This window comes from Bradyrhizobium sp. SZCCHNR1017 (assembly GCF_032381375.1).
Taxonomy (GTDB): domain Bacteria; phylum Pseudomonadota; class Alphaproteobacteria; order Rhizobiales; family Xanthobacteraceae; genus Bradyrhizobium.
The window spans coordinates 411,817-437,274 of the sequence record NZ_JAUHIR010000001.1 but is presented as its reverse complement, the minus strand read 5'-3'; the positions used below and the strand labels follow the sequence as shown (position 1 = coordinate 437,274).

Below are 25,458 nucleotides of genomic sequence, written 5' to 3'. Positions count from 1 at the left end.
CTCGCTATCGTGAGCGTCGAGCCGGAGTTCGCACCAGCAATTGGCCTCACCCGGGAAGCCGCGCCGCTGCGGAGATGGTCGGGGCAGCTGGATTCGAACCAACGACCTGCAGTACCCAAAACTGCCGCGCTACCAGGCTGCGCTATACCCCGATGGTCTCGAAGGACGATTGTCCTCGAGGACCCGTCACTACACGGTCGCGGCCTCCGCAGCAAGACTGCGGCCCGTCCGTGAAGATGGAGCCGGCATGAAAAACGGCCCCAGGAAACGCCGTTCCGGGGCCGTCAAATGCGGTGGTCGCAGGAAGCATCCGCTCAGTGCGAGGACAATGCCGGCGAGCCCGTCTCGGGGTGGATCTCGGCCGCCATCATGCCCTTGGAGCCGGGCCCGTAGCGGACCAGCACCCATTGGCCGGGGCGCAGCTCGGTCATACCGTAGCGGCGCAGGGTCTCCATGTGGACGAAGATGTCCGGGCTCCCTTCCCCGCAAGTCACGAAGCCGAAGCCGCGCAGCCGGTTGAACCACTTGACCTGGGCTCGCTCCAGCCCGCTGGTCGGCGTGACCGTCACATGGGTGCGCGGCGGCAGCATCTGCGCCGGATGGATCGCCGTCGACTCGTCCATCGAGACGATGCGGAAGGCCTGGTAGCCCTTGGAGCGCTGCACGCACTCCACCACCAGGCGAGCACCTTCATAGGCGGTCTGGTAGCCGTCGCGCCTGAGCACCGTGACGTGCAGCAGCACGTCCGGCCAGCCATTGTCGGGAACGATGAAACCGTATCCCTTCGAGGCGTCGAACCATTTGATGACACCGCTGATTTCGACGAGGTTCTCGCCAAGACCGGTCATCGCATCGATTGCCGAGTCGCGCGCGACGCCGGTTTGATATTCCGCCCCGAGCCGGGTTGGTGTCGATACACCAACGACCGGCACCCCAAGCTTCTTGGACTCAAATCCGTCCGACCCCATAACCCCGGACCTCACATATGAATTGTGAGCCGCCACCCCTGCAACGGCGCCCTCATACACGTGCTCACCACCTATACCCACGATGAGTCACGCGAATCTCTCGAATCAAAGATAACATTCCCTCGTGCCGCGCATAGATAAAAATCGGTTTCAGTGAGGCATATGAACAGAGATGCCGACAAAAATGCATCAATTTCCGTTCAATTACGGACGAACGATCCGAGTACTTCGCCGATGTCGTGGTGGATAACGAGGTCTGCAACGTCGTCCTGATCGGTCGGTTCCCGGTTGATGATCACGAGTTGCGCGCCAGCCCGCTTTGCCATCAATGGAAAGCCCGCGGCCGGCCACACAACCAGCGACGAGCCGATCGCGACGAACAGATCGCAGTGCTGCGCGAGTTCGCTGGCACGCTGCATTTCATGCTCGGGCATCGACTGACCAAAGGATACCGTCGCGGTCTTCACCGGCTCCGCGCATTCGGGGCAATCCGGCGCGGCACCGTCGGCCTCGAAGCGCTCGCGCACCCAGGTGAGCTCATAGCGCTGCCCGCATCCGATGCATCGCGCGTAGGTGGTGTTGCCGTGCAGCTCGATGACGTGATCCGGGGCGAAACCGGAGTCCTGGTGCAGGTTGTCGATGTTCTGAGTGATGACGGCCGGAATTTTCCCCGCACGGTAGAGCGACGAAAGCGCCAGGTGGCCGCGGCCGGGCCGCGCCGCGGCAAACGTCCCCTGCATCGCGAAGCGCCGCCGCCAAGCCTCATCCCGCGCCTCCTGGCTGGCGACGAATTCGTCGAAATGGATCGGCCGGTTGCGCGTCCATAGACCGCCGGGAGAACGGAAATCCGGAATGCCCGTCTCGGTCGATATTCCAGCACCGGTGAAGGGGACGATCACCCGCGCCGCAGCGATCATGTCTCCCAGGCGGTTCACCCCGTCGTGCAGATCGGATGCAATCATCAGCGGCGGCCCCGAACCATGAAACCTCGCATCATCATCGTCCTCCCTTCATAGCACGGCAAGCTGGCTCCCGCCTCTGAGCGTGGCCGGCCCCGGCTGTGTCGTTGCGTCACTCCGCATCCGCCGGAACCAGTCGTGAACGACGCAACTGCAAGCGAAACGAGTCGGATTGTTCCGTGTCTACCGGAAGACGTAGGCGTTGCTCGCCCACCGTCCCCAGCAAAACGCGCGAGCCGCCCGCAGCCGGGGTCGAGCGTCCGCAATCACGCCCCAATCGGACATCCACATCGCGCCAGCGATTCGCCAGGAAGTTTGTCACGCGTCTCAGGGCGAGGCTCGCCGGATAGCGACCGGAGCAGAGAGGATCCGTGAGGCAGAACGAGACGCAGGACGACCGCCGCGCGAAGGAGCGCGCCGACATCACCGCAAGGATTGCACGGTTCAAGTCGACCCAGGAGAAGTTCGCGCGCGAACGCGAGGAATATGCCCGCTTGGCGTGGAAGAAGGCGCAGCGCGGCGAGGCCGCGGAATAGCAGGGATGAAAAAAGAGCCCGGAGGCTTTCGCCGTCCGGGCTCTCCTTGTCACGACTGGCGCTTACCAGTGATGACGCCAGTGGTGGTAGCGATGATAGTACGGTCCGCCGTAATAGGCATACGGCCCGGGCGCGTAGACGTAACGCGGGCCGTAGTCGTAGTAGTCGTAGCCGTAGCCCGGACCATAGTAATACGGGTGCGAGGCCGCGATCGCGCCGGCAGTCAACGCTCCCGCCGCGAGGCCGAATGCGAGACCCGGGCCGATGCCGCGCGCCTGTGCCGGTGCGGGTGCCGCCAGTGCGGTGATGGCGACGGCGCCCGCGGTCGCCAGAACAGCCAATGTCTTTCTCATGATCGAATGTCCTCCAATTCCCATGCGTCCAAACAACGCAGATGCGGGGGAGTTGGTTGCAGGCCGGCTCACCGCCGCGCGCGTTGGAACCGTGACCGTCGCCACACGTTCACCGCCATGAGGGAAATCCGCGATGGCATCCTGGCTGGAACTTCTGTTCAACATCATCGGCTATGGCGGATTCGTCGTGCTTGCGTCCTGTCATCCCAGGACCGAGGCGGCCGGTGCGGCGCCTGAAATAGCTGCGGACGACGGAGCGGATCTGACCGGCGAGCGCCGCTGAAGCCGAGCTTTGCGGGCGAGCGCCGGGCCTTCATCCACAGCCGATCCAACGCTTATCCACAGCTCCTCGCCTGGGCCCTTCGGATCGCGGATCAACGGCTTGCTGCGCCATATCCACCGGCTTCTCCCCAGCGCGCGCGACGGCGCTCCCGCGCAGGCCGGAGGGCGTACGGGCCGGTCAATGTTCCCGCAAAGACCGTTGAACCTTCCTGCACCTCCCCGAGACACATCAGTACTGGGGATTTCAGGGCCCAGTTTCGAGGGTGGCGCCACGCGACGAAGATATTCCGTCGCGCTGGCGCTGCTGTCGTTTTTCGGGCCCCCGCGGTGCCAACCTTCGCGGTCCGGGGACGTCGGCGCTTCGGCGACCGCAACGCTCAGCCGCGCTGCAACCCCACAGCCCGCAACGAAAAAGGCCTCCTTTTCAGGAGGCCTCTGACGTGATCACGACCGTGACTGACGGTCAGATCAGGCAACCGCGTCCTTGGCGGCCTTGACCGGGCGGGCGCGCACGATCTTGCGGGCCGGCTTGGCCTTGAACATCATCTCTTCGCCGGTGAAGGGGTTGGTGCCCTTGCGCGCCTTCACGGCGGGCTTCTTGACGACGACGAACTTGGCGAAGCCCGGCACCAGGAACACGCCGTTCTTCTTCAGCTCCTTGTGGCCGACGTCGGTGAGCGTCTCCATGACGTTCTTGACGTCGCGCTTGGACAGCTCGGTCGAGGTCGCAATCTTCTCGATCAGTTGCGACTTGGAAAGTTGGGTAGCCATCGTATCTCCTTGTGATTGATACCGGTGAATGACGTGACGACTGCGCGGCTATCAGCGCATTGCTGCGCAGACTGGTCGGGGCTTTCTGGCTGCATTGCACAGCCGGGACTTCAGTCGTCTAGTGGCGTATCACCCCGCGATTTTCGGGATTCTCCTGCATTTCAAGGGGCCCCGAAGCACCCACAGCGGCGCCAAAATTCCAACGGAGCGCGCAGAAGTCAAGCTGCGATGGCGATCGAACGGAGCAAGCGATTCATTTTCCCCTATATTTCCAGGCATTTTCGACGGTGCTGCGTGATTTTGGCCGCACATTGCAGGCGAAACATGCTGAAATCCCTGCATGCGGTCGCATCGCGCCCGTCCATCCATGCCGCGAATCACTGCCAAAACAGCGATTCGCTGGCATACGGAGGGGCTCTCGCAACACCGCGCAGCCCCGTCGAATGCGTCGTCGCGCGCACCGCACATCCGAGCGAGCCGGCGCCGCCGCAGCATCAGGCTCGATACACGGGCGGGCGAATTGCTGCTATGGATCGGCGTCCGCAGGCGGCCGTTGACCATCCGCTTCGAGTTCAGGGAGAGAAGACACGATGCGTTATCTCCACACCATGCTGCGCGTGCGCAATCTCGACGCCGCGCTCAAATTCTATTCCGATGCGCTCGGCCTCAAGGAGGTGCGCCGGATCGACAACGACAAGGGTCGCTTCACACTGGTGTTTCTCTGCGCACCCGAAGATGAATACCTGCTGAAGAGCCTGCCGCCGACGCGTGGCGCCCCGCTGGTCGAGCTCACCTACAATTGGGACGAGGAGAGCTATGGCGAGGACCGCTTCTTCGGCCATCTCGCCTATGAGGTCGACGACATCTACGCCACCTGCGACCGGCTGATGAAGCTCGGCATTACCATCAACCGGCCGCCGCGCGACGGCAACATGGCCTTCATCCGCTCGCCCGATCTGCACTCGATCGAGCTGTTGCAGAAGGGCGAGCCGAAGGCGCCGGCCGAGCCCTGGCTGTCGATGCCGAACACCGGACATTGGTGAGTCATTCGCCTTCATGATCAAGCCGGAACATCGTGGCCACCCTCGCGTTGTCGCTCCGATTGATGGAGAGGATACGAGGAGGCCGAGATGGGTCGAGGACTTCTATTGTGGTTGTTGGGCGTGCCGATTCCGGTGATCATTCTGCTCTGGCTGTTCTTCGGCCACTGATCGCCGCGAACGATGCGTTCGTCGGAAAAGCCCCGCTTCGAGCGGGGCTTTTTGCGTAACATGCGCTAATGATGACGCTCGCCCAGAGAGGAGCCGAACGTGTCCGCCGACGACAGACTGACGATCTGGGGCCGCCCCAATTCGGTGAACGTGCAGAAGGTGCTGTGGTGTCTCGCCGAGCTCGATGTCGCTTATGACCGTATCGACGCGGGCATGCAGTACGGCCGCAACAACGAGGCGGACTATCTCGCAATGAATCCGAACGGCCGCATCCCGACGCTGGTCGATGGCGATTTCGTGCTGTGGGAGAGCAACGCGATCATGCGCTATCTCTGCCTCGCTTATGGCGACGGCACGCCGCTTTATCCAACGACGCCACAGCACCGCGCCGCGGTGGAACGCTGGCTGGACTGGACGCTGTCGACGGTGCAGCCGATCGAGCGTCCGCTGTTCTGGGGCTTGGTGCGAACGCCGCCGGAGCAGCGCGACATGGCCGCCTTGCAGAAGGCGGCCGACGACGCCGCGGCGATGTGGCGCATCCTCGACGCGCATCTGACCACGCGCAGCCACGTCGAGGCCGAGCATTTCACGCTCGCCGACATTGCGCTTGGCGCCTATGCCCGGCGCTGGTTCGGAGTCGAAGGTGTCGTCAAGCCGGAGCTGCCGAGCCTCGCGCGCTGGTACGGACAGATCGCGCAACGCCCGGCCTTCATCCGCCACATCGCGCCGCCGCTGTCGTGAGCACCTCAGCGGCTGGTCGAGGTGCCCATCTCGACGCGCAGGGCGCCGCCGACCTTCACGCAGGTATCGGTTCCCTCGACGCGTACGAAGTTGGCGCCGTAGGACGCGCAGGGATTGCTGATGGCGGCGCCTGAACGGGGTGCGGCCTTATTCGATCCAGCCGCCTTCGGCCCGGGAAGCGATGGCGCAAGAAGCGACGACCCCGGCGAGCCAGCGGCTGCCACGGTCACGGCGGCGAGCACCGCGAGGGCGCCCAGGATGAGAGATCGACACATGCCGCTTGTTAGCGCGTCTGCCGCAGCGAAGCGACACCGGCCGTCTATTTGCCGATGAACTTGACGCCGACCGAGGCGCCGCGGCGCCACACCACCTGGCACTGGCGGCCCGTTCTTGCGTCGCGCGCGAAGGCGAGCCGGATGGTCGCCGGCAGCGCCGCCGCGTCCTGCAGGGTCAGCTTGGCGCCGGCGCTGGAAATGTCCTGAACCAGGCAATGGCGCACGGCGAACCCGCCATCCAGCGTGATCCACGCCGGCTGCTTCATCGATTTGCGGGCTTCCCGCTTCTTGGGCGCGGCCATCATCCTGCTCCTGCTCGCCCGTTGCAGTACGGCAAGGACCCTAATGGACGGTTGACCGGACCCCGACTGCGCGTGCGATTCATCGCTGCAGAACCTCGCGCCGACCGCGTCTCGGCGCAAACCGTCCGTTTCAAGATCGAAGATGGAAGGAATGCCGGCGCGGAGTGGCGCTCCCTAGCGGAATCGAACCGCTCTCTCCACCGTGAAAGGGTGGCGTCCTGACCGATAGACGAAGGGAGCAATACGCACGATGCCAGAGGGCACGAGGCCCCGGTGCCATCGCCGCTTGCACGTTTCGGTAAAACCTTCAGCAAATCAGCAGCTTGAGGCGATGATCTGCGAGGTCGGCTGAACCACCGACGGTGATTCCGTGCCGCGCGCCGAACGTATAGAGGCGTTTCGCCGGCCGGGCAAGCCACCCCGTGGCGGTGTTTCCGGTCTCTTCCCGCGTGCTCAACGGGCCGCAAACAGCGGAGCGATACCGTCCGTGTCGATGTAGACCACGCCGTCCTCGACCTTGACCGGATATTGCGCCAGCGCGCTCTCCGGCGGGTGGAGCGGCGTACCGGTGAAAGCATCCCACGTCCAATTGTGCACGGGGCAACTGAGCACGCGGCCGTCGAAGCCGGCCTCCTCCATCGGCGCCGCCGTGTGCGGGCAGACGCCCTGGAACGCTTTGAGCTCGCCATTGTCGGGCCAGGCAAGGATGACGAGCTGGGCGTCGGCGATGACGAGGCGCATGCCGCCTTCGTCGATGGTGTCGGCCTTGCAGACGCGGGTGAACATTCGCTGGCCTCATGCTCCATTGCGACCATCGCAATCGAAGGACCACGAGCAAAACTCGTTCCGCGGACCGCGCTGTGCCCGCGAGCCCGACAAGACCAAGCCTGACAAGACCATGGCACCCTTCTTGCTGCCTTTCCCGGCATCTCTCGTCGAACGAGCCATCGTGTCGCAAAGGCGACAGACCGCTCGGCGGCGAGTTGCGGCGGAGTGCGACATGACCGACATGACCGAGCTGAGAACACGCAAGGAGCCGCTCAATCTCGCCATCGTGCATGTCGATCCCGACGCCTTCATCGCCAACCTCATGGCTTGGCTCGAGATCACCGCCTTCATCAAGGCGCAGCGCGCCGGCGAGGCCGTGGTGCCTGCCGACGGCAAGACACCCGCATTGTCGGCGGCGCAATTGCAGAACGGCGGCGTCCACGAGGTCGGCAACGACGCGCTGTTCGCCTTCGCGATGACGGCGTCGCTGAAGGGCGACAAGGCCGCGGTCGACAAGGTCGAGACCGCCTTGCTCGACGGCATGGGCAAGGATTTTCCCGGCTCGTTCGCGCTGTGGCACTTCCGCGCCACGATCGATGCGCCGACCACGCTCGACGATTTCGTCGGCCAGGCCGGCAAGAAGATGCTGACAGGCGATCTGCCGCCACCGCCGCTGCGCGCCAAGGAATATTGGAGCGCCGGACTGCGCTTCTTCGAGAAGGCGCGCAAGTCGAACTTCGTCCACGAGATCATGTATCCGCTGGCGAAATGGACGCGGGCGCGCTGGACCGAGACGGCGGAGAAAGGCGTCGCCTTTCTGCATCACATCGAGGACAACGTCCCGGTGCTGCGCGAGGTGCTGGAGGAGCCGCGCAACGACCAGGCCTTCATCGCCAATGTCCTGCTGAAGCTCGCGCCTGCCGTCGATATGGAGTTGAACGAGGAATATCAGGGCTTCCTACGCTCGCTGGCGCGGCGCAACTGACGCAAGGGTGCGGTGTCAATTCCAGCTGACCCGCCCACGCAAAAAGGCCGGCGGGCGTTACGCCGCCGGCCTCTTGTCGCGACTGCCGGCTCCGGCCGTCCGGTTCCGTCGCATTCCTGGGGTATGCGAACAGGGTCGCGCGATCTGGTTAATGATAGGTTAACGCACGTATACCGGAATAACCACGATCATGAACTACAACCATGATCCGGGGTTTGCGTTCCGGCCATGAACCAGCGCGGGGACCATCGAGCGGCGAGATCGGACAAGACCTTCAGCTCAGCTGCAAGGCGCGCTTCGTCTCCCGGCGCAGCGCCTGCTCCTGGCAGCCCGACAGCCGGACGAGTTCCTGGGGATACATGTCATAGCCGTGGCTGCCAAAGGCACTCTGCTGCGCCATCGGGACCTGCGCAGGGGTTCGGGCCGCATCTGCCCCTGCCCCTGCATTCGACGAACCTCGGACCGGATCGAGCCCAGTGTTCAAAGCGGCCATAGCCAGCTCCGCGAAAGAGTGCCTGCCCCCACTGGAACTATAGTCCACCGGTCGCGGGGCGCAATTGGGCAAAACGCCATCAGCCGGCGGTGGCGCGCGCCTGCTCCGCCTCCTGTTCCCAGCGCAGGATGGTCCGCTCGAGATTGTGGAATTTCTCGGCGACGTCGCCGTCGAACAGCGGGTCCTTGCGGTCCGACATGCGGGCGTCGATATCGGCCCAATCCTCCGCCTGAAGGGCGCGCAGCGCCGCGGGAAACAGCAGGGTCTCCTCCTTGCGCAGATGCTCGCGTTGGCTGTCGATGAACTCATGCACGGCGGCGTGGAAGCTCTCGCGCAGGATCTCCTGGTCCGACAGCACCGCGTTCACGGCGTCGGCAAAGCCGCGCAGCCGCTGCGCCTCGGTCTCGTGCTCGTCGTCGACGTCGCCATAGGCTGCGGCCGCGGCAGGGTCGCGTTCGCGCAGCTTGCCGAAGATCATCTCCTCCTTGGGATGATGACAGCGCTGCGGATAGTCCTCGAAATAGGCGATGATGCTCTGCAGGATGTCGTAGTCCGGCCGCCGATTGTGATCGAACAGCTCCAATTCGTGCTCGAGCACCGAGAGAAGCTTCTCGAGATTCTCGTGCTCCTGCAGCAGCGCTTCGATGATCCTTGCCATGGCCGCCCTCGCCTGTGCGCCGGCTGGGCCTTGCCGAACCGGCATTTTCCCTGAACGTAACAGACTACGCCCGCGCGAGCGCGGGCGGCATTGCGGCAGATCAAACTGACAGACCGATGTGACAGGTCAGCGGAAACGGCTCACTCCGCGGCCAGCGCCTGCGGCGCCCGCGCAAGGCCGAGCCGGTCCCAGACGTCGACCAGCGCCTCGGCCAGGGCGTCGATCAGGCCGTCATCATGGTAAGGCGATGGCGTGATGCGCAGCCGCTCCAGGCCGCGCGGCACGGTCGGATAGTTGATCGGCTGGATGTAGATGCCGTGCTCGGACAACAGCAGGTCGGACGCCGTCTTGCACTTCTCGGGATCGCCGACATGCACCGGCACGATGTGGGTGTCGGACGGCATGACCGGCAGGCCCGAGGCGTTCAGCACGGCCTTGAGCCGCGCCGCCCGGTCCTGGTGCCGATCACGCTCCCACTGCGAGGTCTTGAGATGGCGGATCGCGGCGGTCGCGGCGGCGCAAACCGGCGGCGGCAAGGCTGTGGTGAAGATGAAGCCCGGCGCATAGGAGCGGACGGCGTCGATCAGATTGGCATTGGCGGCAATGTAGCCGCCGAGGCAGCCGAAGGCCTTGGCGAGCGTGCCCTCGAGGATGTCGATGCGGGCCATCGCGCCGTCGCGCTCGGCGATGCCGCCGCCGCGCGGGCCGTACATGCCGACCGCATGGACCTCGTCGACGTATGTGAGCGCGCCATAGCGCTCGGCGAGATCGCAGATCCGGTGCAAGGGCGCGACATCCCCATCCATCGAATACAGGCTCTCGCAGACGATCAGCTTGGGACGGTCGGGATCGGCCGCCCGCAGCAGCTCTTCGAGATGGGCGAGGTCGTTGTGCCGCCAGACCTGCTTCTCGCTCCCGGCCTTGCGGACGCCCTCGATCATCGAATTGTGGTTGAGCGCGTCCGACAGCAGCAGGCAGTTCGGCAGCAGTTTCGCGATGGTCGAGATGCCGGTCTCGTTGGAGACGTAGCCCGAGGTGAACACCAGAGCCGCTTCCTTGCCGTGGAGATCGGCAAGCTCGCGCTCGAGCTCGATCAGCGGATGGTTGGTGCCGGCGATGTTGCGGGTGCCGCCGGCGCCGGTGCCCATGCGCGCGGCAACGTCGACCATGGCGCCGATCACCTTCGGATGCTGGCCCATGCCGAGATAGTCATTGGAGCACCAGATCACGACATCCTTCGGCCCCTCCGGCGAATGCCAGATCGCGCGGGGGAAGCGGCCGGCGAGGCGCTCCAGATCGGCGAAGACGCGATAGCGCCGTTCCTGGTGCAACTGGTCGAGGGCACGGTCGAAATAGCTGTCGTAGTTCATCACCTGATCCGTCCTTCCCCTGCTCGCGTCCCGAACCTGCGTTCCGGCGCGCCCTTGGAGGCCTGTTCGGGGTCGGACCAAAGCGCAATCCGTCGCGTCCTTCGTTGATCCAGATCAGGGATCGCGCACGATGCCGGCATCCGGATGCCGCTCGCCGCGGTCCGCGACGCCCCCGGAGGCGTTCAGGCGCGCAGCGGGTTCTCCGCATCGGCAACCTCGAGCCGCAGCGGCGCACCGGTGTCGAGGAAGGCGGACAGAGCTGCCTCGTACGGCGCGGGGTCGAGACCGCGCGCGGAGAGCCATTGCGGCTCGTAATAGGTTTGGCGATAGCGCTCCCCGGAATCGCAGATCAGCGTGACCAGTGAGCCGCTCTGTCCATCCTGCCGCATCTCGGCCGCCAGCCGGCACAGCGCCAGGAAGTTGGTCCCGGTCGAGCCGCCGACCGGCCGGCGCAGCCGCCGCGTCAGGACGTTCATCGCCGCGACCGAGGCGGCATCCGGCACCTTCATCATGCGATCCACGACCCCCGGCACGAAGGATGGCTCGCAGCGCGGACGGCCGACGCCCTCGATCAGCGACGGCCGTTCGCACGTCCGGGCGCTGTCGCCGTTGCAGAAGGCGTCGAAGAAGGCCGAATGCTCGACATCGGCGACGCACAGCCGCGTCGGGTGCCGGCGGTAGCGCAGATAGCGGCCGATCGTCGCCGACGTGCCGCCGGTGCCCGCGCCCATCACGATCCATTCCGGGAGCGGACGGCGCTCGCCCTGCAACTGGTTGAAGATCGACTCGGCGATGTTGTTGTTGCCGCGCCAGTCGGTAGCGCGCTCGGCGAAGGTGAACTGGTCCATGTAATGGCCGCCGAGCCGGCTCGCGAGCGCGGCCGCCTCGGCATAGAGAAACCGGCCGTCATCGATGAGATGGCAATTGCCGCCGTAATGCGTGATCGCGGCGATCTTCTCTTCCGAGGTGGTGCGCGGCATCACCGCGTAGAACGGCACGCCGATCATCTGCGCGAAATAGGCTTCCGATACCGCTGTCGACCCGGAGGAGGCCTCGACCACGGGCGTGCCTTCCCGGATGTGGCCGTTGCAAAGCGCATAGAGAAACAGCGATCGGGCCAGCCGATGCTTGAGGCTCCCGGTCGGGTGGGTCGATTCGTCCTTCAGGTAGATGTCGATGCCGGCGAGCGCGGGCACGATCAGCCGGATCAAGTGCGTGTCGGCGGTCCGGCACTGGTCGGCCTCGATGGCCGCCACGGCGTCGTCGACCCAGCCACGGCGATAGCGTGGACCACAGGCTCTGTCGGAAGCTGACCAAGACGGCGAATTCATCGCGGCAACCGACCATGATCCCTTTGCCGCATCAAGCCCGCCCGGCCGCCCATGCCGAGCAAGCTGGGGGCAAATGGCAGTTCGGCGCCGGCTGCCGCGCCTTGGCACCGCAACGGAGCGAAAGGGCTTCGCGTTTGCGCCAGCGAAAAACGCTCGCATCGCTTGCAACTCATGGAATGCACGCGCGAATTTCGGAAGAATTTTTGAATGACGGCGAGAATGGTCAAATATTTGCACGCTTTTGCGGCCAAGCTGGGCATCATCGAATGGCACGACCGAGTCGAGCCTGCATCACGGGCGACCCAAGCCTGCTCCGAGGGGCACCATGAGAGTTCTTTCGATTGTTCTGGTTGCGTGCGCGATCAGTCAGGCCGCTTTCGCTGAAGGTCTGGAATGCCGGCGTGTGGCCGACCCGACACCACGATTGAGCTGCGTGGAAACGCCGACGACCGCCCAGGCGCCAACCACCTCCCGCACCGACGCCTGGACCCCGGTCGAACCGCGCCAGGAGGCCCCGGTGCGCGGCGGCGATGCGACGGCGCCGAGAGCCTCCCGGCCCCGTTGAGACCAGCCGGGCGGCAGCCGACGGCGGCTGCACTCGGCCCTGCAGCGGTCCCTCCCCCAATCGAGCCCCCGGACGGGGTTCTTTCCCTTGAAGGGCGGCTCATTCTGCCGACATGTAGATCTTGCCGTGCGGCCACGGACCGATGTCAAATCCATTCTCCGCGCGGGTGGTGGAGGGTCGGTTCGGCCCCGCCGCATTGGATGATCGGAGACCATGGCTTACTTGCCATCGCAAATGAACCTTCTCGAAGCCCTCGCGACCGTGATCGGCACCGCCGCGATCGCGCCCGCGCTGCTGATCCTCTGGCTGGTGGTCGCCGCCGGTGACAATTCAGGCCCTCCGCTCAAGATCTGGACCGCCTTCCTGCTCGGGGCAGCCAGCGTGCTCCTGCTCGGCATTATCAGGACGCCGTTCCAGCATGTCGGGCTGACATTGGAGAATCCCTGGATCGCCCAGGCGGTCCGGGCCCTTTTTGGCGTCGCCTTGCCGGAAGAGCTCGCCAAGGTCGCGGTGATCGCCGCGCTGTGGTCGCGGCGCCGGCAGGTCGGCAATGCCATGGACACGGTATTCTACGGTGCCGCCGTCGGGCTCGGCTTCGCGGCTTACGAGAACTTGGCTTATCTCGTCCAGCATGCCGAGATGTGGCGCTCGCTGGCGGTGCTGCGCAGCGTGCTCACCGTGCCGTTTCATGGCGCGCTCGGCATCATTGCCGGTGCCTATCTCGCGATCGCCCGCACCAGTACGGCGCTTGGCGCCAACCGCCACAATCGCGAAGGGGCGCGGCTGTCGAGCTGGGCGCTGGTGCTGGCCGCACCCGTGATGCTGCATGCGGCCTTCGACTATCCATTGCTGTTGCTGCAGCGGGCATCGACCCTCGACACCGCCGCGCGCCTCTGGCTCGGCGGCATCAGCGTGCTGATCGGGTTCTCGTCGATCGCCCTTGCCGCGCGGCTGGTGCGCCGCGTCGCCCATCACCACACGCCGCGCACCGAGGTGGCGCGGGCAAGGCTGAGCCAGCTGCGCAGGATGTGGGCGCTGCTCCTGCTCGGCGGCGCCGCCGGCTTCGTCGGGCTCGGATTCGTGCTGACCTCCATCCGGCATTGGCTGCTCAACCCTGACCGCAATGTCGCCGCGGTTCTGGTTCCCCTCGGTCTCACCGCGATCATCGTCGGGATGGCCCTTCTGATTGTCACAACGACGATCTATGTTTTCGGTCGCAACCGGATTCGGACGACGGCATAATCCCGGCATCGCGGGGCCGGCAGAGCAACCAAATGCGCATTGCGCGCTTGTCCGGGCCGCAGGTCCTCACCATGTGCGTGGGCAGGCGGCCGCGGCGTTAAGCGCGTGAGCTTGCCCGGAGTGACGATCATGACCCTTCCCCAGGATACGATTCCGCCCGAGCTCGAGCGCATGAAGTCGCAGATGGGCGCAGCCGTGCGCGCGCATTGGAAGGCCTTCCTGATCGAGGGCATCCTGCTCGCCGTTCTCGGCCTGCTCGCGATGATCCTCACCCCGCTGGCAAGCCTCGCGGTCACGATCTTCCTCGGCTGGATGTTCCTGATCTCGGGCATCGCGGGACTCGCGCTCACCTTCTGGGCCCGCGGCATGCCCGGCTTCTGGTGGTCGCTGTTGTCGGCAGTGCTCGCCATCGTCGCCGGAGTCATCCTGGTGGCGCAGCCGGTCCAGGGGACGGTGACGCTAACGATCGTGATCGGCGTCTATTTTCTCGCAGAAGGCGTCGCCACCATCATGTATGCGCTGGAGCACCGCCGCGAGCTGTCCGGGCGCTGGTCGTGGCTGGCAATCTCGGGCGTGGTCGACATCGCGATCGCCGGCATCATCATTTCCGGTCTGCCCGGCACGGCGTTGTGGGCGATCGGTCTGCTGGTCGGCATCAACCTGCTGTTCGGCGGGCTGTCGATGATCGGCATGGCGCTCGCCGCGCGCAACGGTTGACGCCGGCTCGATTTTCGGGATGACAAGCGGCCGCGCGGCCGCTATAGGATGGGCATGATCAACGCCGCCACCAGCTTTTATTGGTACTTTAGCTACGACAGCTCGCTGGCGGCGGGAGGATCGCGCTCAATCTGACACATTGCAGCAAGATATCCGAACGAGCCGCCAGACCTGGCGGCTTTTTTATTGCCGGCAGGTGCCCACCCAAGAGACCCAGGAGCCCGCCGTGCTGAGCACCACAGACGATCTTCGTATCAAGGAAATCAAGGAATTGAGCCTGCCGGCGGAGGTGATGGGTGAAATCCCCCGCACCCTCACCGCCACCCGTGTGGTGATGGCCGCGCGCAATGCGATCCATGCCATCCTGACCGGCAGCGACGACCGCCTGCTGGTCATCGTCGGCCCCTGCTCCATCCACGATCCCGACGCGGCGATCGACTATGCCGGCCGCCTCGCCGCCTTGCGCGAGCGCCTCGCCGACCGCCTCGAAATCGTGATGCGGGTCTATTTCGAGAAGCCGCGCACGACCGTCGGCTGGAAAGGCCTGATCAACGATCCCGGCCTCGACAATTCGTTCGACATCAACAAGGGCCTGCGGCTCGCGCGCAGCGTGCTGTCCGCCGTCAACAATCTCGGCCTGCCGGCGGGATGCGAATTCCTCGACATGACGACGCCGCAGTACATCGCCGACCTCGTCGCCTGGGCCGCGATCGGCGCGCGCACCACCGAGAGCCAGATCCACCGCGAGCTGGCCTCCGGCCTGTCGTGCCCGGTCGGCTTCAAGAACGGCACCGACGGCAACATCCGTATCGCCGCTGATGCGGTCAAATCCGCGGCCCACCCGCACCATTTCATGGCGGTGACCAAGGGTGGCCGTTCGGGCATCGCGGCCACGACCGGCAACGAGGACTGCCACATCATCCTGCGCGGCGGCAGCGGCCCCAATTACGACGCCGCCCATGTCGAGCAGGCCGCGGCCGAGCTGATCAAGTCCGGACTGCCGGCGCGGCTGATGATCGACACCAGCCATGCCAATTCGAGCAAGAAGCCGGAGAACCAGCCGCTGGTCGCCGCCGACGTCGGCCGCCAGCTCGCCGCAGGCGAGCAGCGCATCATGGGCGTGATGATCGAGAGCCACCTCATCGCGGGACGCCAGGACGTCAAGCAGGGCGTGGCGCTGACCTACGGCCAGAGCATCACCGACGGCTGTATCGGCTGGGACACGACGGTGGAGGTGCTGGAGCAGCTCGCCGAAGCCGTCGCCGCCCGGCGTGCGGCGCTTCGCAACTCCCCGCGTGAGCGCTCGGCGTAACACTCACGACCGGTCAAGCGGCGCGCGTCGGGCGCGCCGCAGATCGCGCTCAGCAGCCGCGGCAGATGCCCTTGATCTTGCGATCGAGCTCGCGGTCTTCCTTGGTCGTGCCGCTCATCGAATTGTCCTCGGCCTGCTCGGCCTTCGGCAGGTCGCTGGGGCGCACCTGACGATGGCCGACCGGCGCCTGCGGCGGCATGCCGCTCTTCGATCCAGTGCCGGCGGAAGAGCCGCTGCCGCTCTGCGCCAGCGCGATGCCATCGGTGACGGCCATCAGGAGCCCCATCGCGATCGCAAATTTCTTCATGTTGCTCCTCCGTGTCAGCGGAATCGGCAGGACACTTCATCCCGCGGCGGGCGGATAGAGGTGCGCCTCACCGCAATAGTCAATCACACGATAGCGCGTTTGCGCAGCTGCCGCATGATCCTGCTCAACAGTTTCATCCGCAGTGAGGTATTGCGGCCCCACTGGCGCCTTGCCGTAGCCGCCGGGAATGTCGAGCACGTAGTCGGGCTGGCACAGGCCGGACACCCGGCCGCGTAGCGTTCGAATCAGCGCCTGCCCTTGCGCCAGCGTGGTGCGCAGATGCGCCGTGCCCGGCGCGAGGTCGCCATGGTGCAGGTAATACGGCTTGATGCGGGTCTCCACGAAGCCGCGCATCAGCGCCTCCAGGGTCGCCGCGTCATCATTGACGCCGCGCAGCAGCACCGACTGGCTGACCATGGGAATGCCGGCATCGATCAGCCGCGCGCAGGCCGCGCGCACCGGCGGACTCAATTCGCGCGGATGATTGGCATGCAGCGCGATCCAGGTCGTTGCGCCCGGCGCCTTCAGCGCGTCAACCAGCGCCGGCGTGATGCGCTGGGGATCGGCGGCCGGCAGACGGGTGTGGATACGGACGATCCGGACGTGATCGATGCCGGCGAGATCGGCCATGATCTCCTTCAGCCGCCGCGGCGACAGCATCAGCGGATCGCCGCCGGTGAGGATCACCTCCCAGATCTCGTCATGTGCGCGGATGTAGTCGAGCGCCGCGCGATAGGCCTCCTCCGACAGCGCATTGTCCTTGCCGGGCCCGACCATCTCGCGACGGAAGCAGAAGCGGCAATAGACCGCGCAGACATGCACCAGCTTGAGCAGCACGCGATCGGGATAGCGGTGCACGATGCCGGGCACCGGCGCATGCGAATCGTCGCCGATCGGATCGCCGCGCTCGCCAGGCGCGGCCTTCAGCTCGTCCACGCTCGGCACGAACTGGCGCGCGATCGGGTCGTTGGGATCGTCGGCATCGATCAGGTCGGCGAGATGCGTCGTCACCGCCACGGCATAGCGCTGCGCCACGCGTGCCAGCGCCGGCTGGTCCGCCGCGTCAGCCAAGCCCTGCGCGACGAGATCCTCGGCGCTGCGCAACGTGGTCGGACGTTCGATCCTGTTCATCGCTCACCTGCCGGCGGCGTCCACACCACCTGGTCGACCCTGGTGGCGCCTGCCGCCAGCATCACCAGGCGGTCGAAGCCGAGCGCCACGCCGCTGGCCTGCGGCATCGCTCCGACGGCAGCGAGGAAGTCCTCGTCGAGCGGATAGCGCTCGCCATAGCGGCGCTCCTTCTCGGCCATCTCCTGCTCGAAGCGGCGGCGCTGCTCGGCGGCGTCGGTGAGCTCGCCGAAGCCGTTGGCGAGCTCGACGCCGCAGGCGTAGACCTCGAACCGCTCGGCCACGCGGGGGTCGGCCGCCACCCGCGCCAGCGCGGCCTCCGGCGCCGGATATTCATGGAGCACCGTGAGCCGACCCCGCCCGAGATGCGGCTCGACATGCTCGACCAGCACCTTGCTGAACAGGTCCGACCAGGTGTCGTCGTCGCTGATCCGGATCTTGCCGGCGGCGGCCTGGGCCAGCGCCCCACGGTCGCCCGCACCGTCGCGGATGGTCGCGAGCAGGTCGACCCCGGCATGGCGCGCGAACGCGCCGGCAACCGTCAGCAGCTCTGGCTCGGCGAAGGGATCAGCGGTGCGGCCACGGAAGGCGAACCGCCGGATTCCGGTCGCCTGAGCCGCATGGGCGATCACCACGACCGTGTCGGCCATGATCGCGTCGTAGGGCACCTCCGCCCGATACCATTCCAGCATGGTGAATTCCGGCAGATGCAGGTCGCCGCGCTCGCGGTCGCGGAACACGCGGGCGAACTCGAAGATCCGCCGCTCCCCGGCCGCCAGCAGCTTCTTGCAGGCGAATTCCGGCGAGGTTCGAAAATACCGCCGGTGCCGGGTTCCGTCCGGCGCCGTCAGGTCGGTGTGCGGTGCGTGCAGATGGGTCTCGTTGCCCGGCGACACCTGCAGGATGCCGGTCTCGACCTCGGTAAACCCCTGCTCGTCGAACCAGGCCCGCAACGCCCTGGTGATGGCGGTCCGGGCGAGCAGGAACGGCCTGACATCGGCGTGCCGCTGCGGCGACCACCACGGCGAAGGCGCGGGCTCCCGGGACATCAGGAGGTCGCCCGTTCGGGCCGCAAAAGACTGGCAACCCCGGACAAAATCAGTATGTTGCCGCCCGAAACCGCATTCCGCGTCGCGTGGCGCCCCGGCTTTGTCCGGCGCCCCCTTTTCAGTGTCAGGAAAACAGCTTTGAAAGTCATCGCCAGCTCTATTCGCAAGGGTAACGTCATTGAGCAAGATGGAAAGCTCTATGTCGTCGTGACCGCCGAGAACATCCATCCCGGCAAGGGCACTCCGGTCAGCCAGATCGAAATGCGCCGAATCAGCGACGGCGTGAAGATCTCGGAGCGCTTCAAGACCACCGACCAGGTCGAGAAGGCGACGATCGAGGAGCGCAACTTCACGTACCTCTACGAGGATGCGGACGGCTTCCACTTTATGAACCCGGAGACCTACGACCAGGTCCAGGTGCCGAAGGACGTGGTCGGCAACCAGGCCGCCTATCTCCAGGAGAACATGACGGTCAAGCTGTCGATGCACGACGTGGTCCCGGTGGCGATCACGCTGCCGCAGCGCGTCACGCTCGAGGTCGTCGAGACCGAGCCGGTCACCAAGGGCCAGACCGCGTCGTCGTCCTACAAGCCGGCGGTGCTCTCCAACGGCGTTCGCACCGGCGTGCCGGCGCACATCACGGTCGGCACCCGCATCGTCGTCATGACCGAGGACGGCTCCTACTGCGAGCGCGCCAAGGACTGAGGCATCTCGAGGATCTGACGCCGGGGGGCGCGGGGGGATTTGGGGGCACGGGTCATCACACTCATCGCCGCCCTGGCGGCGATCATCACGCTGGCCGCGCCGTCCACGACGCGCGCGGCCGATGACTTTGCTCCGCCCGCCCTCACCATCAACCGCGCCGACTGGCGCGCGGCGCTGGACCAGCTCCGCTCCGAACTCAACGCGGCGCCCGAGGTCGCCGCCGACTTCGCTCTGTCCGCGCACCGGAGCAGCGTTTCGGCCGGCGATGCGCGGCGCAGGCCCGCGCTGGTCCAGCTCAACGGCGTGACCTCGACCATCTTCACGGGGATCGGACGCAGTCCGGTCCCCGTTTTGCTGCCGTTCGACGCCACGTCCTATCTCGCCGCGCGCCGCAGCGCCGCCATCGCGGCGCGCGATCTGCCGCGCTATCAGGCCGACTTCCAGACCGACCTGTTCGATGCCGGCCCGTCCGGCTACGATGCCGTGTTCTCGCTGCCGCCGGAGATGACCTCCGGCCTTCCGCCGCGCGTCTTCGCAAAGCCGGTCGAGATCCAGATCACCGGCTCGCTCCTCACCTACGATGTCGCCGATCCCGCCGGCGGCAAGGGCGAAGGCGTCAAGGCGCTGTCAGCGCAATATCCCGATCTGCGCCGCTTCATCCGCGAGGGCTATGTCCGCTACGCCTTCACGCGTTTCGGCGTGCCCTACGTGGTCTCGATCCAGTGCCTGGACAGCGCGCCGCGGCCGCGCCGGCTCGCCTGCCGCGAGGCCTATCCCATCGCCGAACGCTTTCTCAAGGCGCTGCGCATCGCCGGCGGACAGCCGTCGCGAATCCCGCCGGAGATCGCGCCGCTCGCCGCCGAGCGCCCGCTCACGCTGGATGCCGATTTCACCTATCGGCCTGTCGGCGACATCGTCGCCAACAGCGGCGGACGCGGCCGGAGCGGGCGGCCCGACCGCACCGTCTATTCGCAGATCCGCTATCCGCTGGATGCGCCGGCCTATGTGCATTCGCAGTCGTTCGGCCGCCGGCGCGCGAGCGACAAGTTCGACCAGCCATGGAGCCAGTATCCCTGGCGCGACAATTTCTGCGAGGCGCGCAGCTTCAACGTCGGCCAGTGCGCCAGCGGCTTCGGCCATCAGGGCCAGGATCTCAGGCCGGGCGCCTGCCCGGTGCGCCGCGACGGCGCCGACGGCTGCAACCCGTGGCGGCAGCGCGTGCTCGCCGTGCGCGACGGCGTCGTGATCCGCTCGACCCGGCAGCAGGCGGCGACGGTGCAGGTCAACAGCGGCACCGAGCACATCCGCTTCCGCTACATGCACATGAACCCCACGGCGATGGATGCCGACGGCCTGCTCAACGGCCGCAGCCTTCGCGAGGGCGAGCCGATCGGCGTGGTCTCGAACTATCTCGACCATCCCAACGGCACCACGCGCCATCTGCATTTCGACGTCCAGTTGTTCACGCGCGACGGCTGGATCTGGGTCAATCCCTACGTGACGCTGATCACAGCCTATGAGCGCCTGATCGGCGGCCGCGGCCGCGAGGTCGGGCTGGAGGAGATCGCCGCGTCGCCGCCGTCGACGACCGGCGCACTCGGATCGTCACCGCTCGGACCAGCGGCCGACGCCGCCGCAGGGCGCGACCGGAACTGATCGCCGGCGGGCCCGGAACCGAGACCCACCGCTCCGGGTTGTCTGGTCAGGAGGATCGCAGATGATGACAGCCAACCCGCATCGCAGAGCCGGACCCGCGCTCGTTTCAACCGCGATTGCGCTGCTCTGCGTGGGCGCGCTGACGATGCTGGTGCGCGACCGCTGGCATCCGCCGGAAATCAAGTCCGCCGAGGCGGCACGGCATTCGATGACCGGCCAGGTCGCCCGCGCCGCCGGCGCGCGCGTGATGCCGACCGACCCCAGCCTCGCGGTCGAGCCGAAGCCGGAAGGTCCCCAGCGGGCGCAGCCGGCGAATCCGTTTTGAGCGCAGCCCCCTTGCTGATCGGTTCGAGCTGACTGCAAGCGGCGTGTGTCTCTTGCAACTCCAAGGAGACGGCCAAGGAGCAAGAAGTCATGCCGACCACTTGTCCTCTTCGCGGCGGTGCTCCTCGGCGTTGAGACGATCCGCAATCTCTTGCGCCATCGCCTCGTTCTTCGTCGTTGCGATCGGCTTGCCGTCCTGGCGCTGCACGCGCTCCTTGTCGGCCTCCAGCGGAAAATCCTCCGGCTTGAGCGGTTCGTCCGTCCCGGTCATGCGCGCCTCCTCTGCCTCCCGCGTATAACCCGCCGGGCCGCGCTGCGGTTCCGGACAACTCACGAGACCGCCCGCACGGGCCGCTCCGCCGGCGTCCAGCGGAAGGCGACGCCATAGCGATTCCAGAGATTGATCACGCCGATCGCCGACGTCAGGAACACCAGCTCCGTTTCCGAGAATTCGGCCCGGGCCTGGGCATAGACCTCGTCGCTGACGCCGCCCTGCAGCGTGGTCAGCGCCTCGGTGAACGCCAGCGCCGCGCGCTCGCGGGCCGAGAATTGCGGCGCCTCGCGCCACACCACGACGAGATTGATCTTGTCGGCGGACACGCCGAGCTTCTCGGCCAGCAGCACATGATGCTGCACGCAGAATGCGCAGCCGTTGATCTGCGACGCCCTGATCTTGACGAGTTCGAGCAACTGCTTGTCGAGGCCGGCCTTCGCCGCCTGCTGACTCACCGCAAGGATGGCATCGTAAAGCTCCGGCGCCTGGCTCCGGAACGCGGTGTACTCGCTTCGCGCATGTGACATGGGCCTGTCTCTCGTGTTATCAGATGTATGACAACTTATCAGGGCTCTGATGATATGCGCAAGGCACCGGAATTGACGACCGCGCGAGCGTCGCGAAAGGCCGGCCCCGCGCGCCGGCCCAGGAGTCAAACCGGGACTCGACCCAGGACGGCAGCCCGCCCGCCATCGCCCGGCGAGGGCAAGCGCGGCGAGGACGGCTACCTCGCCTATCTGCTGCGCCAGGCGCAGGCCGCGGCGCGGCTGTCGCTCGACCGCGCGCTCATCCCAACCGGGCTGACCCATCCGCAATTCGTGGTGCTGACGATGCTGAAGGCCTATCCCGGGCTGTCCGGCGCCGACCTCGCCCGCGTTGCGCTGCTGACGCCGCAGACCGTCAACGTGATCATCGGCAATCTCGAACGCGACGGCGCCATCGAGCGCACGCCGCATCCCGTCCACGGTCGGATGCTGCGATGGAGCCTGACGCGCCGCGGGCTGGCGCTGTTGGCCAAGGCGCGCCGGCAGGCCACCATCATCGAGCGCAGGCTGGCCCGCGGCTTGAAACGGAGCGAGCTCGCGACCATCCGCCGCTGGCTGGCGCACGTCGCCGCCGACCTCCACGGCGCCTAGCGGGTTCCCGCCGCTCCCAAGGCTTTGCCGCGCCCCGCCCTGACCGGGTAGACTGGCGCCATGACCCAGCCCGATTCCATGACCCGCCGCGCCCTGCTCCGCTCCGGCTTTGGCGCTACCGCGCTGCTCGTCCCCGCGCTGCCGGCAGCGGCTGCCCCGGCCGAGTTCGACGCCTGGCGCGACGGGTTTCGCGCCCGCGCGCTCGCCAAGGGCATCTCGCCGGCCACCTGGACGCGGGTCATGGCGCGGCTCGAGCCCGACATGACCGTGTTCAAGGAGATGCGCAACCAGCCGGAGTTCAAGGAGCAGCTCTGGCAGTACATCAACCGTCGCGTCTCCGACTGGCGCGTCATCAACGGCAAGATCGCGCTGCAGAAGAACGAGGCGCTGTTCGCCCGCATCGAGAAGGACTTTGGCGTCGAGCGCGGCACGCTTCTCGCGCTGTGGGGCGTCGAGTCCGCGTTCGGCGATCCCCTGGTGCAGCAGAACCACATGCGCCCGGTGTTTCCGGCGCTCGCCGCGCTCGCCTGGAACGAGCCGCGGCGCAAGGCCTATTGGGAGACCGAGCTCACCAATGCGCTGAAGATCGTCGATCGCGGCTGGAGCACGCCGGAGGAGATGCGCGGCTCCTGGGCCGGCGCCATGGGCCACACGCAATGGATGCCCGAGGTCTGGCTCAATGTCGGCTTCGACTATGACGGCGACGGCAAGATCAACCCGTTCGGCCGGCCCGACGACGCGCTCGGCTCGACCGCGCGCTATCTCGTCAACCGCGGCAAATATCACCGCGGCGAGCACTGGGGCTACGAGGTGCGCGCGCCTGGCAACATGTCGGGCAGTCGCAGCTATGCGGCGTGGCAGGCGGCCGGCGTCACCCGCGCCGACGGCCAGCCGTTCCCGCAGCCCAATGCGTCAGCGCAGCTCTGGATCCCGGTCGCAGGCGGCCCCGCCTTCCTGCTCGGCCCGAACTTCTACTCGGTGAAGTCCTACAATCCGGCCATGAGCTACGCGCTCGCGATCTGCCATCTCGGCGACCGCATCCTGGGGGCACCGCCGTTCCTGCAGCCCTTCCCCGGCTCCGAGCGCGCGCTGACCTTGGCCGAGGTGCAGGAGATGCAGAAGCGCCTGACCGCAGCCGGCTTCGACACCGGCGGCACCGACGGCCGCGTCGGCAACGACACCATGAAAGCGATCCGCGACTTCCAGGCCAAGGCCGGCCTCCAGCCGGCCGACGGCTATGGCGGGCTCAAGGTGCTGGCGAAGCTGCGGCAAGGCGGCTGACGGCCGTCCGCGCGGGTCGGATCGCGCATACGTGCTTACCGCTCGCCGCACGAATTCATCGGGATCAGGAACCTATCGACCGGAGTGAGCAATGACGATGATCGTGGCCGAGCGCACCTACCGGAATGTGGCGACAGGCAACGATGTCGCCGCGCGGGTGTTCGCGCCCGAACGGGTCGACGACTTCGAGTGACGCTGCAGGATTGCCATCGAGGGGCTGGAGAGCCCCGTCGACAAGTGGATCAGCGGTGTCGACTCGTTTCAGTCGCTGTGTCTGGGGCTGAAACTCCTCTGCAGGCTGCTTACGGAGGACGAGGGGAGCCTCGCCTTCCTCAATGGAGACCCCGGTGACGTCGATGTCCCGCTGATCGCAGACTGCTGCTTTCCGCAAACCCGGACCGAGGCTTTGCGCTTCATCACCGAGCGCGACCGCGAGCTGCTCGACGCCCTGCCTGGTCCGATCCCGTCGGTGCCGCCGGAAAATGTACCCGAGACGAAATTGACCGAGGTCGTCGCCGAGCGTGTGCTGCGCGATGTGACGACGGACACCGCCGTCGTCGCCAGACTGTCCGCGCCCAGACGGGCCGGACCGAGATCCTGGTACTGTGACATTGAAATTCGCGGCTTGGGCAACCCGTTCGAAATGGCCATCTCCGGCGTGGATTCGTTCCAGGCCTTGTATCTGGGCCTTTACCGGACCTGCGTTCATCTGGAAAAGCACGAGCATCACCTGGCCGATGCCGTGGACGGCGCACCGGCGGGAGACGCCAATCTTCCCTTCATCTCGTTCTGTCCGCCCGAAGCGAAGCAAGAGGTCCATCGCTACATGCACGACAAGCCCACGACGGAGGCCCGGCCGTAGCGACGGCGCGGAGTACGACGACCACTGGTCGTTGTTCGCGATGACGGAGGGCTGAGGGCCTCCTCGATTGCGGCCACGGTCACACCTTGGCCGCCCACACGCCGGCTAGACTTCGGTGCCCTAGCTCTGGGCGGCGAATACGAATTGCGGGGATTGTTTGTAGGTTCCCTGAACTACACCATGGGAACTCAAACTTCATAGGACAGTCGTATTGTCCAACTGGACACAATTTACCCATTCTTTTGATCTGATTTCGAGCATCTGACGGCATGTTTATCAGTATGCGTGTGTACATCAACTAACAACGGAGCGACGCCATGCGTGTCGCGTTGATCCTCATCGTCATGGCAACCATGACGTCTCCATCGCAAGCGTCTCCTTCGTGTATGAACAAGAGCGAGGCGCGTCATCACTTCGGTTCGGTGCATATTTACTGGCATGGCTCAAACCACTGTTGGGACGCCACACCAATGACGAGGCGCCGCCACATAGCGAGAGTTGAACGCCAAACTGCCGAGCGCAAGCTGCAGAAGGAGCAGCCGCCGCATTGGCGCGACGCGCGATCGGAAATGTCGGCCGCCGCCCGGCCGTTTGAGCCGAGCACTGAATCAGACGACCCGCCCGAGACGACGATGACCAGATCCAACTGGTCAGCGCGGTGGATCGATGTCGCGCAAGTTGGCCCAGTGTCTCTACCCCAGAGCCTCCCCGCCTCCATACCCGCAGCGTCAAATTCCAAACATCAGGCCGAATCCGGCGCGGAGTCTTATGGCGTCGCCCTGATCGTTGTAGGCTCAATGTTGCTGCTTATCGTTGTCGTCGGATTCATGTTCCGACCTGGCGATACGCGCATAGGAGTGATGTTCGCGGCCGTGCACCGCCGAATGTACTCTTGAG

Annotated in this window: 31 protein-coding genes and 2 tRNA genes; 15 read left to right on the top strand and 18 right to left on the bottom strand. The window is 66.1% G+C overall.

Annotation, left to right across the window (positions count from 1 at the left end):
* Nucleotides 1-75: 75 nt before the first annotated feature.
* The 3 genes from QW863_RS02145 to QW863_RS02135 all read right to left on the bottom strand — a co-directional run bounded on the left by QW863_RS02145 (nt 76) and on the right by QW863_RS02135 (nt 1,930).
* A tRNA-Pro gene (locus tag QW863_RS02145) sits at nt 76-152 on the bottom strand.
* Between the two features lie 162 nt (nt 153-314).
* A complete protein-coding gene (locus QW863_RS02140; RefSeq protein ID WP_315712071.1) occupies nt 315-968 on the bottom strand; it encodes a cold-shock protein in 654 nt (217 codons plus the stop codon).
* A gap of 200 nt (nt 969-1,168) precedes the next feature.
* A complete protein-coding gene (locus tag QW863_RS02135; protein WP_315712072.1) occupies nt 1,169-1,930 on the bottom strand; it encodes an SIR2 family NAD-dependent protein deacylase in 762 nt (253 codons plus the stop codon).
* A gap of 368 nt (nt 1,931-2,298) precedes the next feature.
* Between QW863_RS02135 and QW863_RS02130 the strand changes: the two genes are divergently transcribed.
* Nucleotides 2,299-2,463 carry a hypothetical protein gene (locus tag QW863_RS02130; protein WP_315712073.1) on the top strand — a complete coding sequence of 55 codons (165 nt, stop codon included), beginning with the start codon at nt 2,299-2,301 and terminating at the stop codon, nt 2,461-2,463.
* Nucleotides 2,464-2,525: 62 nt separating this feature from the next.
* On the opposite strand, the gene QW863_RS02125 is transcribed toward QW863_RS02130, so the two are convergent.
* Nucleotides 2,526-2,816: a hypothetical protein gene (locus tag QW863_RS02125; protein WP_315712074.1), complete on the bottom strand. Its 291-nt coding sequence runs from the start codon at nt 2,814-2,816 to the stop codon at nt 2,526-2,528.
* A 133-nt stretch (nt 2,817-2,949) separates the two neighbouring features.
* On the opposite strand from QW863_RS02125, the gene QW863_RS02120 reads away from it, so the two are divergent.
* A complete protein-coding gene (locus QW863_RS02120; protein ID WP_315712075.1) occupies nt 2,950-3,099 on the top strand; it encodes a hypothetical protein in 150 nt (49 codons plus the stop codon).
* 467 nt (nt 3,100-3,566) lie between these two features.
* Here the strand turns inward: QW863_RS02120 and QW863_RS02115 are convergent, their stop codons facing one another.
* Nucleotides 3,567-3,869, bottom strand: coding sequence for an HU family DNA-binding protein (locus QW863_RS02115; protein ID WP_172109121.1), 303 nt, complete (start codon nt 3,867-3,869; stop codon nt 3,567-3,569).
* A 590-nt stretch (nt 3,870-4,459) separates the two neighbouring features.
* Between QW863_RS02115 and QW863_RS02110 the strand changes: the two genes are divergently transcribed.
* Together QW863_RS02110 and QW863_RS02105 are read left to right on the top strand one after the other, a co-directional pair.
* The gene (locus QW863_RS02110; protein ID WP_315712076.1) at nt 4,460-4,912 is read left to right on the top strand and encodes a VOC family protein; all 453 of its coding nucleotides are present in this window, start codon (nt 4,460-4,462) and stop codon (nt 4,910-4,912) included.
* Between the two features lie 267 nt (nt 4,913-5,179).
* Nucleotides 5,180-5,821, top strand: a complete 642-nt coding sequence (locus tag QW863_RS02105; protein WP_315712077.1) for a glutathione S-transferase family protein — start codon at nt 5,180-5,182, stop codon at nt 5,819-5,821.
* Nucleotides 5,822-5,826: 5 nt separating this feature from the next.
* Here QW863_RS02105 and QW863_RS02100 read toward each other — a convergent pair whose 3' ends face one another.
* The 4 genes from QW863_RS02100 to QW863_RS02085 all read right to left on the bottom strand — a co-directional run bounded on the left by QW863_RS02100 (nt 5,827) and on the right by QW863_RS02085 (nt 7,184).
* A complete protein-coding gene (locus QW863_RS02100; protein WP_315712078.1) occupies nt 5,827-6,096 on the bottom strand; it encodes a porin in 270 nt (89 codons plus the stop codon).
* Nucleotides 6,097-6,140: 44 nt separating this feature from the next.
* Complete coding sequence (locus QW863_RS02095; RefSeq protein ID WP_315712079.1) at nt 6,141-6,398, bottom strand: PilZ domain-containing protein; 258 nt, start codon at nt 6,396-6,398, stop codon at nt 6,141-6,143.
* A 165-nt stretch (nt 6,399-6,563) separates the two neighbouring features.
* Nucleotides 6,564-6,638: transfer RNA gene (locus QW863_RS02090), tRNA-Glu, on the bottom strand.
* A 213-nt stretch (nt 6,639-6,851) separates the two neighbouring features.
* Complete coding sequence (locus QW863_RS02085; protein ID WP_315712080.1) at nt 6,852-7,184, bottom strand: Rieske 2Fe-2S domain-containing protein; 333 nt, start codon at nt 7,182-7,184, stop codon at nt 6,852-6,854.
* A 214-nt stretch (nt 7,185-7,398) separates the two neighbouring features.
* Between QW863_RS02085 and QW863_RS02080 the strand changes: the two genes are divergently transcribed.
* Entirely contained in the window at nt 7,399-8,151 is a 753-nt protein-coding gene (locus QW863_RS02080; protein WP_315712081.1) for a hypothetical protein, read from the top strand.
* Between the two features lie 274 nt (nt 8,152-8,425).
* Here QW863_RS02080 and QW863_RS02075 read toward each other — a convergent pair whose 3' ends face one another.
* The 4 genes from QW863_RS02075 to QW863_RS02060 form a co-directional block, all read right to left on the bottom strand.
* The gene (locus QW863_RS02075; protein WP_315712083.1) at nt 8,426-8,551 is read right to left on the bottom strand and encodes a hypothetical protein; all 126 of its coding nucleotides are present in this window, start codon (nt 8,549-8,551) and stop codon (nt 8,426-8,428) included.
* A gap of 172 nt (nt 8,552-8,723) precedes the next feature.
* A complete protein-coding gene (locus QW863_RS02070; RefSeq protein WP_315712084.1) occupies nt 8,724-9,302 on the bottom strand; it encodes a hemerythrin domain-containing protein in 579 nt (192 codons plus the stop codon).
* Nucleotides 9,303-9,442: 140 nt separating this feature from the next.
* Entirely contained in the window at nt 9,443-10,672 is a 1,230-nt protein-coding gene (gene hemA / locus QW863_RS02065; RefSeq protein WP_315712085.1) for a 5-aminolevulinate synthase, read from the bottom strand.
* A 182-nt stretch (nt 10,673-10,854) separates the two neighbouring features.
* Nucleotides 10,855-12,003: a PLP-dependent cysteine synthase family protein gene (locus QW863_RS02060; RefSeq protein WP_315712086.1), complete on the bottom strand. Its 1,149-nt coding sequence runs from the start codon at nt 12,001-12,003 to the stop codon at nt 10,855-10,857.
* A gap of 778 nt (nt 12,004-12,781) precedes the next feature.
* On the opposite strand from QW863_RS02060, the gene QW863_RS02055 reads away from it, so the two are divergent.
* The 3 genes from QW863_RS02055 (at nt 12,782) to QW863_RS02045 (ending at nt 15,839) form a co-directional block, all read left to right on the top strand.
* Nucleotides 12,782-13,810: a PrsW family intramembrane metalloprotease gene (locus QW863_RS02055; protein ID WP_315712088.1), complete on the top strand. Its 1,029-nt coding sequence runs from the start codon at nt 12,782-12,784 to the stop codon at nt 13,808-13,810.
* A 129-nt stretch (nt 13,811-13,939) separates the two neighbouring features.
* Nucleotides 13,940-14,527 carry an HdeD family acid-resistance protein gene (locus QW863_RS02050; protein ID WP_315712090.1) on the top strand — a complete coding sequence of 196 codons (588 nt, stop codon included), beginning with the start codon at nt 13,940-13,942 and terminating at the stop codon, nt 14,525-14,527.
* Between the two features lie 226 nt (nt 14,528-14,753).
* The gene (locus tag QW863_RS02045) at nt 14,754-15,839 is read left to right on the top strand and encodes a 3-deoxy-7-phosphoheptulonate synthase (RefSeq protein WP_315712091.1); all 1,086 of its coding nucleotides are present in this window, start codon (nt 14,754-14,756) and stop codon (nt 15,837-15,839) included.
* 49 nt (nt 15,840-15,888) lie between these two features.
* Here the strand turns inward: QW863_RS02045 and QW863_RS02040 are convergent, their stop codons facing one another.
* The 3 genes from QW863_RS02040 to epmA are packed head-to-tail and all read right to left on the bottom strand — an operon-like array spanning nt 15,889 to nt 18,323.
* The gene (locus QW863_RS02040; RefSeq protein WP_315712092.1) at nt 15,889-16,146 is read right to left on the bottom strand and encodes a hypothetical protein; all 258 of its coding nucleotides are present in this window, start codon (nt 16,144-16,146) and stop codon (nt 15,889-15,891) included.
* Between the two features lie 36 nt (nt 16,147-16,182).
* Complete coding sequence (locus QW863_RS02035) at nt 16,183-17,277, bottom strand: lysine-2,3-aminomutase-like protein (protein ID WP_315712094.1); 1,095 nt, start codon at nt 17,275-17,277, stop codon at nt 16,183-16,185.
* Nucleotides 17,274-18,323, bottom strand: coding sequence for an EF-P lysine aminoacylase EpmA (epmA, locus tag QW863_RS02030; protein WP_315712096.1), 1,050 nt, complete (start codon nt 18,321-18,323; stop codon nt 17,274-17,276). The genes QW863_RS02035 and epmA overlap by 4 nt, the downstream gene beginning before the upstream one ends.
* Before the next feature lie 138 nt (nt 18,324-18,461).
* Between epmA and efp the strand changes: the two genes are divergently transcribed.
* The 3 genes from efp (at nt 18,462) to QW863_RS02015 (ending at nt 21,009) form a co-directional block, all read left to right on the top strand.
* A complete protein-coding gene (gene efp / locus QW863_RS02025) occupies nt 18,462-19,028 on the top strand; it encodes an elongation factor P (RefSeq protein WP_315712097.1) in 567 nt (188 codons plus the stop codon).
* 39 nt (nt 19,029-19,067) lie between these two features.
* Nucleotides 19,068-20,684 carry a M23 family peptidase gene (locus QW863_RS02020; protein WP_315712099.1) on the top strand — a complete coding sequence of 539 codons (1,617 nt, stop codon included), beginning with the start codon at nt 19,068-19,070 and terminating at the stop codon, nt 20,682-20,684.
* Between the two features lie 61 nt (nt 20,685-20,745).
* Nucleotides 20,746-21,009, top strand: a complete 264-nt coding sequence (locus tag QW863_RS02015; RefSeq protein ID WP_315712100.1) for a hypothetical protein — start codon at nt 20,746-20,748, stop codon at nt 21,007-21,009.
* 87 nt (nt 21,010-21,096) lie between these two features.
* Here the strand turns inward: QW863_RS02015 and QW863_RS02010 are convergent, their stop codons facing one another.
* Together QW863_RS02010 and QW863_RS02005 are read right to left on the bottom strand one after the other, a co-directional pair.
* Complete coding sequence (locus QW863_RS02010) at nt 21,097-21,279, bottom strand: hypothetical protein (protein WP_315712101.1); 183 nt, start codon at nt 21,277-21,279, stop codon at nt 21,097-21,099.
* 59 nt (nt 21,280-21,338) lie between these two features.
* Complete coding sequence (locus tag QW863_RS02005; RefSeq protein ID WP_315712103.1) at nt 21,339-21,809, bottom strand: carboxymuconolactone decarboxylase family protein; 471 nt, start codon at nt 21,807-21,809, stop codon at nt 21,339-21,341.
* A gap of 54 nt (nt 21,810-21,863) precedes the next feature.
* Between QW863_RS02005 and QW863_RS02000 the strand changes: the two genes are divergently transcribed.
* From QW863_RS02000 to QW863_RS01985, 4 genes are all read left to right on the top strand, one after another.
* Nucleotides 21,864-22,418: a MarR family winged helix-turn-helix transcriptional regulator gene (locus QW863_RS02000; RefSeq protein ID WP_315712104.1), complete on the top strand. Its 555-nt coding sequence runs from the start codon at nt 21,864-21,866 to the stop codon at nt 22,416-22,418.
* A gap of 60 nt (nt 22,419-22,478) precedes the next feature.
* Nucleotides 22,479-23,699 carry a lytic murein transglycosylase gene (locus tag QW863_RS01995; protein WP_315712105.1) on the top strand — a complete coding sequence of 407 codons (1,221 nt, stop codon included), beginning with the start codon at nt 22,479-22,481 and terminating at the stop codon, nt 23,697-23,699.
* A 406-nt stretch (nt 23,700-24,105) separates the two neighbouring features.
* Entirely contained in the window at nt 24,106-24,561 is a 456-nt protein-coding gene (locus QW863_RS01990) for a DUF6968 family protein (RefSeq protein WP_315712106.1), read from the top strand.
* Between the two features lie 317 nt (nt 24,562-24,878).
* The gene (locus tag QW863_RS01985) at nt 24,879-25,457 is read left to right on the top strand and encodes a hypothetical protein (protein WP_315712108.1); all 579 of its coding nucleotides are present in this window, start codon (nt 24,879-24,881) and stop codon (nt 25,455-25,457) included.
* Nucleotide 25,458 lies beyond the last annotated feature (1 nt).

Coding starts and splice junctions, on each gene's coding strand:
- QW863_RS02140 (WP_315712071.1), bottom strand. CDS start 968: ATGGGGTCGGACGGATTTGAGTCCAAGAAGCTTGGGGTGCCGGTCGTT.
- QW863_RS02135 (WP_315712072.1), bottom strand. CDS start 1,930: ATGATTGCATCCGATCTGCACGACGGGGTGAACCGCCTGGGAGACATG.
- QW863_RS02125 (WP_315712074.1), bottom strand. CDS start 2,816: ATGAGAAAGACATTGGCTGTTCTGGCGACCGCGGGCGCCGTCGCCATC.
- QW863_RS02120 (WP_315712075.1), top strand. CDS start 2,950: ATGGCATCCTGGCTGGAACTTCTGTTCAACATCATCGGCTATGGCGGA.
- QW863_RS02115 (WP_172109121.1), bottom strand. CDS start 3,869: ATGGCTACCCAACTTTCCAAGTCGCAACTGATCGAGAAGATTGCGACC.
- QW863_RS02110 (WP_315712076.1), top strand. CDS start 4,460: ATGCGTTATCTCCACACCATGCTGCGCGTGCGCAATCTCGACGCCGCG.
- QW863_RS02100 (WP_315712078.1), bottom strand. CDS start 6,096: ATGTGTCGATCTCTCATCCTGGGCGCCCTCGCGGTGCTCGCCGCCGTG.
- QW863_RS02095 (WP_315712079.1), bottom strand. CDS start 6,398: ATGGCCGCGCCCAAGAAGCGGGAAGCCCGCAAATCGATGAAGCAGCCG.
- QW863_RS02085 (WP_315712080.1), bottom strand. CDS start 7,184: ATGTTCACCCGCGTCTGCAAGGCCGACACCATCGACGAAGGCGGCATG.
- QW863_RS02080 (WP_315712081.1), top strand. CDS start 7,399: ATGACCGACATGACCGAGCTGAGAACACGCAAGGAGCCGCTCAATCTC.
- QW863_RS02075 (WP_315712083.1), bottom strand. CDS start 8,551: ATGGCGCAGCAGAGTGCCTTTGGCAGCCACGGCTATGACATGTATCCC.
- QW863_RS02070 (WP_315712084.1), bottom strand. CDS start 9,302: ATGGCAAGGATCATCGAAGCGCTGCTGCAGGAGCACGAGAATCTCGAG.
- hemA (WP_315712085.1), bottom strand. CDS start 10,672: ATGAACTACGACAGCTATTTCGACCGTGCCCTCGACCAGTTGCACCAG.
- QW863_RS02060 (WP_315712086.1), bottom strand. CDS start 12,003: ATGAATTCGCCGTCTTGGTCAGCTTCCGACAGAGCCTGTGGTCCACGC.
- QW863_RS02055 (WP_315712088.1), top strand. CDS start 12,782: ATGGCTTACTTGCCATCGCAAATGAACCTTCTCGAAGCCCTCGCGACC.
- QW863_RS02050 (WP_315712090.1), top strand. CDS start 13,940: ATGACCCTTCCCCAGGATACGATTCCGCCCGAGCTCGAGCGCATGAAG.
- QW863_RS02040 (WP_315712092.1), bottom strand. CDS start 16,146: ATGAAGAAATTTGCGATCGCGATGGGGCTCCTGATGGCCGTCACCGAT.
- QW863_RS02035 (WP_315712094.1), bottom strand. CDS start 17,277: ATGAACAGGATCGAACGTCCGACCACGTTGCGCAGCGCCGAGGATCTC.
- epmA (WP_315712096.1), bottom strand. CDS start 18,323: ATGTCCCGGGAGCCCGCGCCTTCGCCGTGGTGGTCGCCGCAGCGGCAC.
- QW863_RS02015 (WP_315712100.1), top strand. CDS start 20,746: ATGATGACAGCCAACCCGCATCGCAGAGCCGGACCCGCGCTCGTTTCA.
- QW863_RS02010 (WP_315712101.1), bottom strand. CDS start 21,279: ATGACCGGGACGGACGAACCGCTCAAGCCGGAGGATTTTCCGCTGGAG.
- QW863_RS02005 (WP_315712103.1), bottom strand. CDS start 21,809: ATGTCACATGCGCGAAGCGAGTACACCGCGTTCCGGAGCCAGGCGCCG.
- QW863_RS02000 (WP_315712104.1), top strand. CDS start 21,864: ATGCGCAAGGCACCGGAATTGACGACCGCGCGAGCGTCGCGAAAGGCC.
- QW863_RS01995 (WP_315712105.1), top strand. CDS start 22,479: ATGACCCAGCCCGATTCCATGACCCGCCGCGCCCTGCTCCGCTCCGGC.
- QW863_RS01985 (WP_315712108.1), top strand. CDS start 24,879: ATGCGTGTCGCGTTGATCCTCATCGTCATGGCAACCATGACGTCTCCA.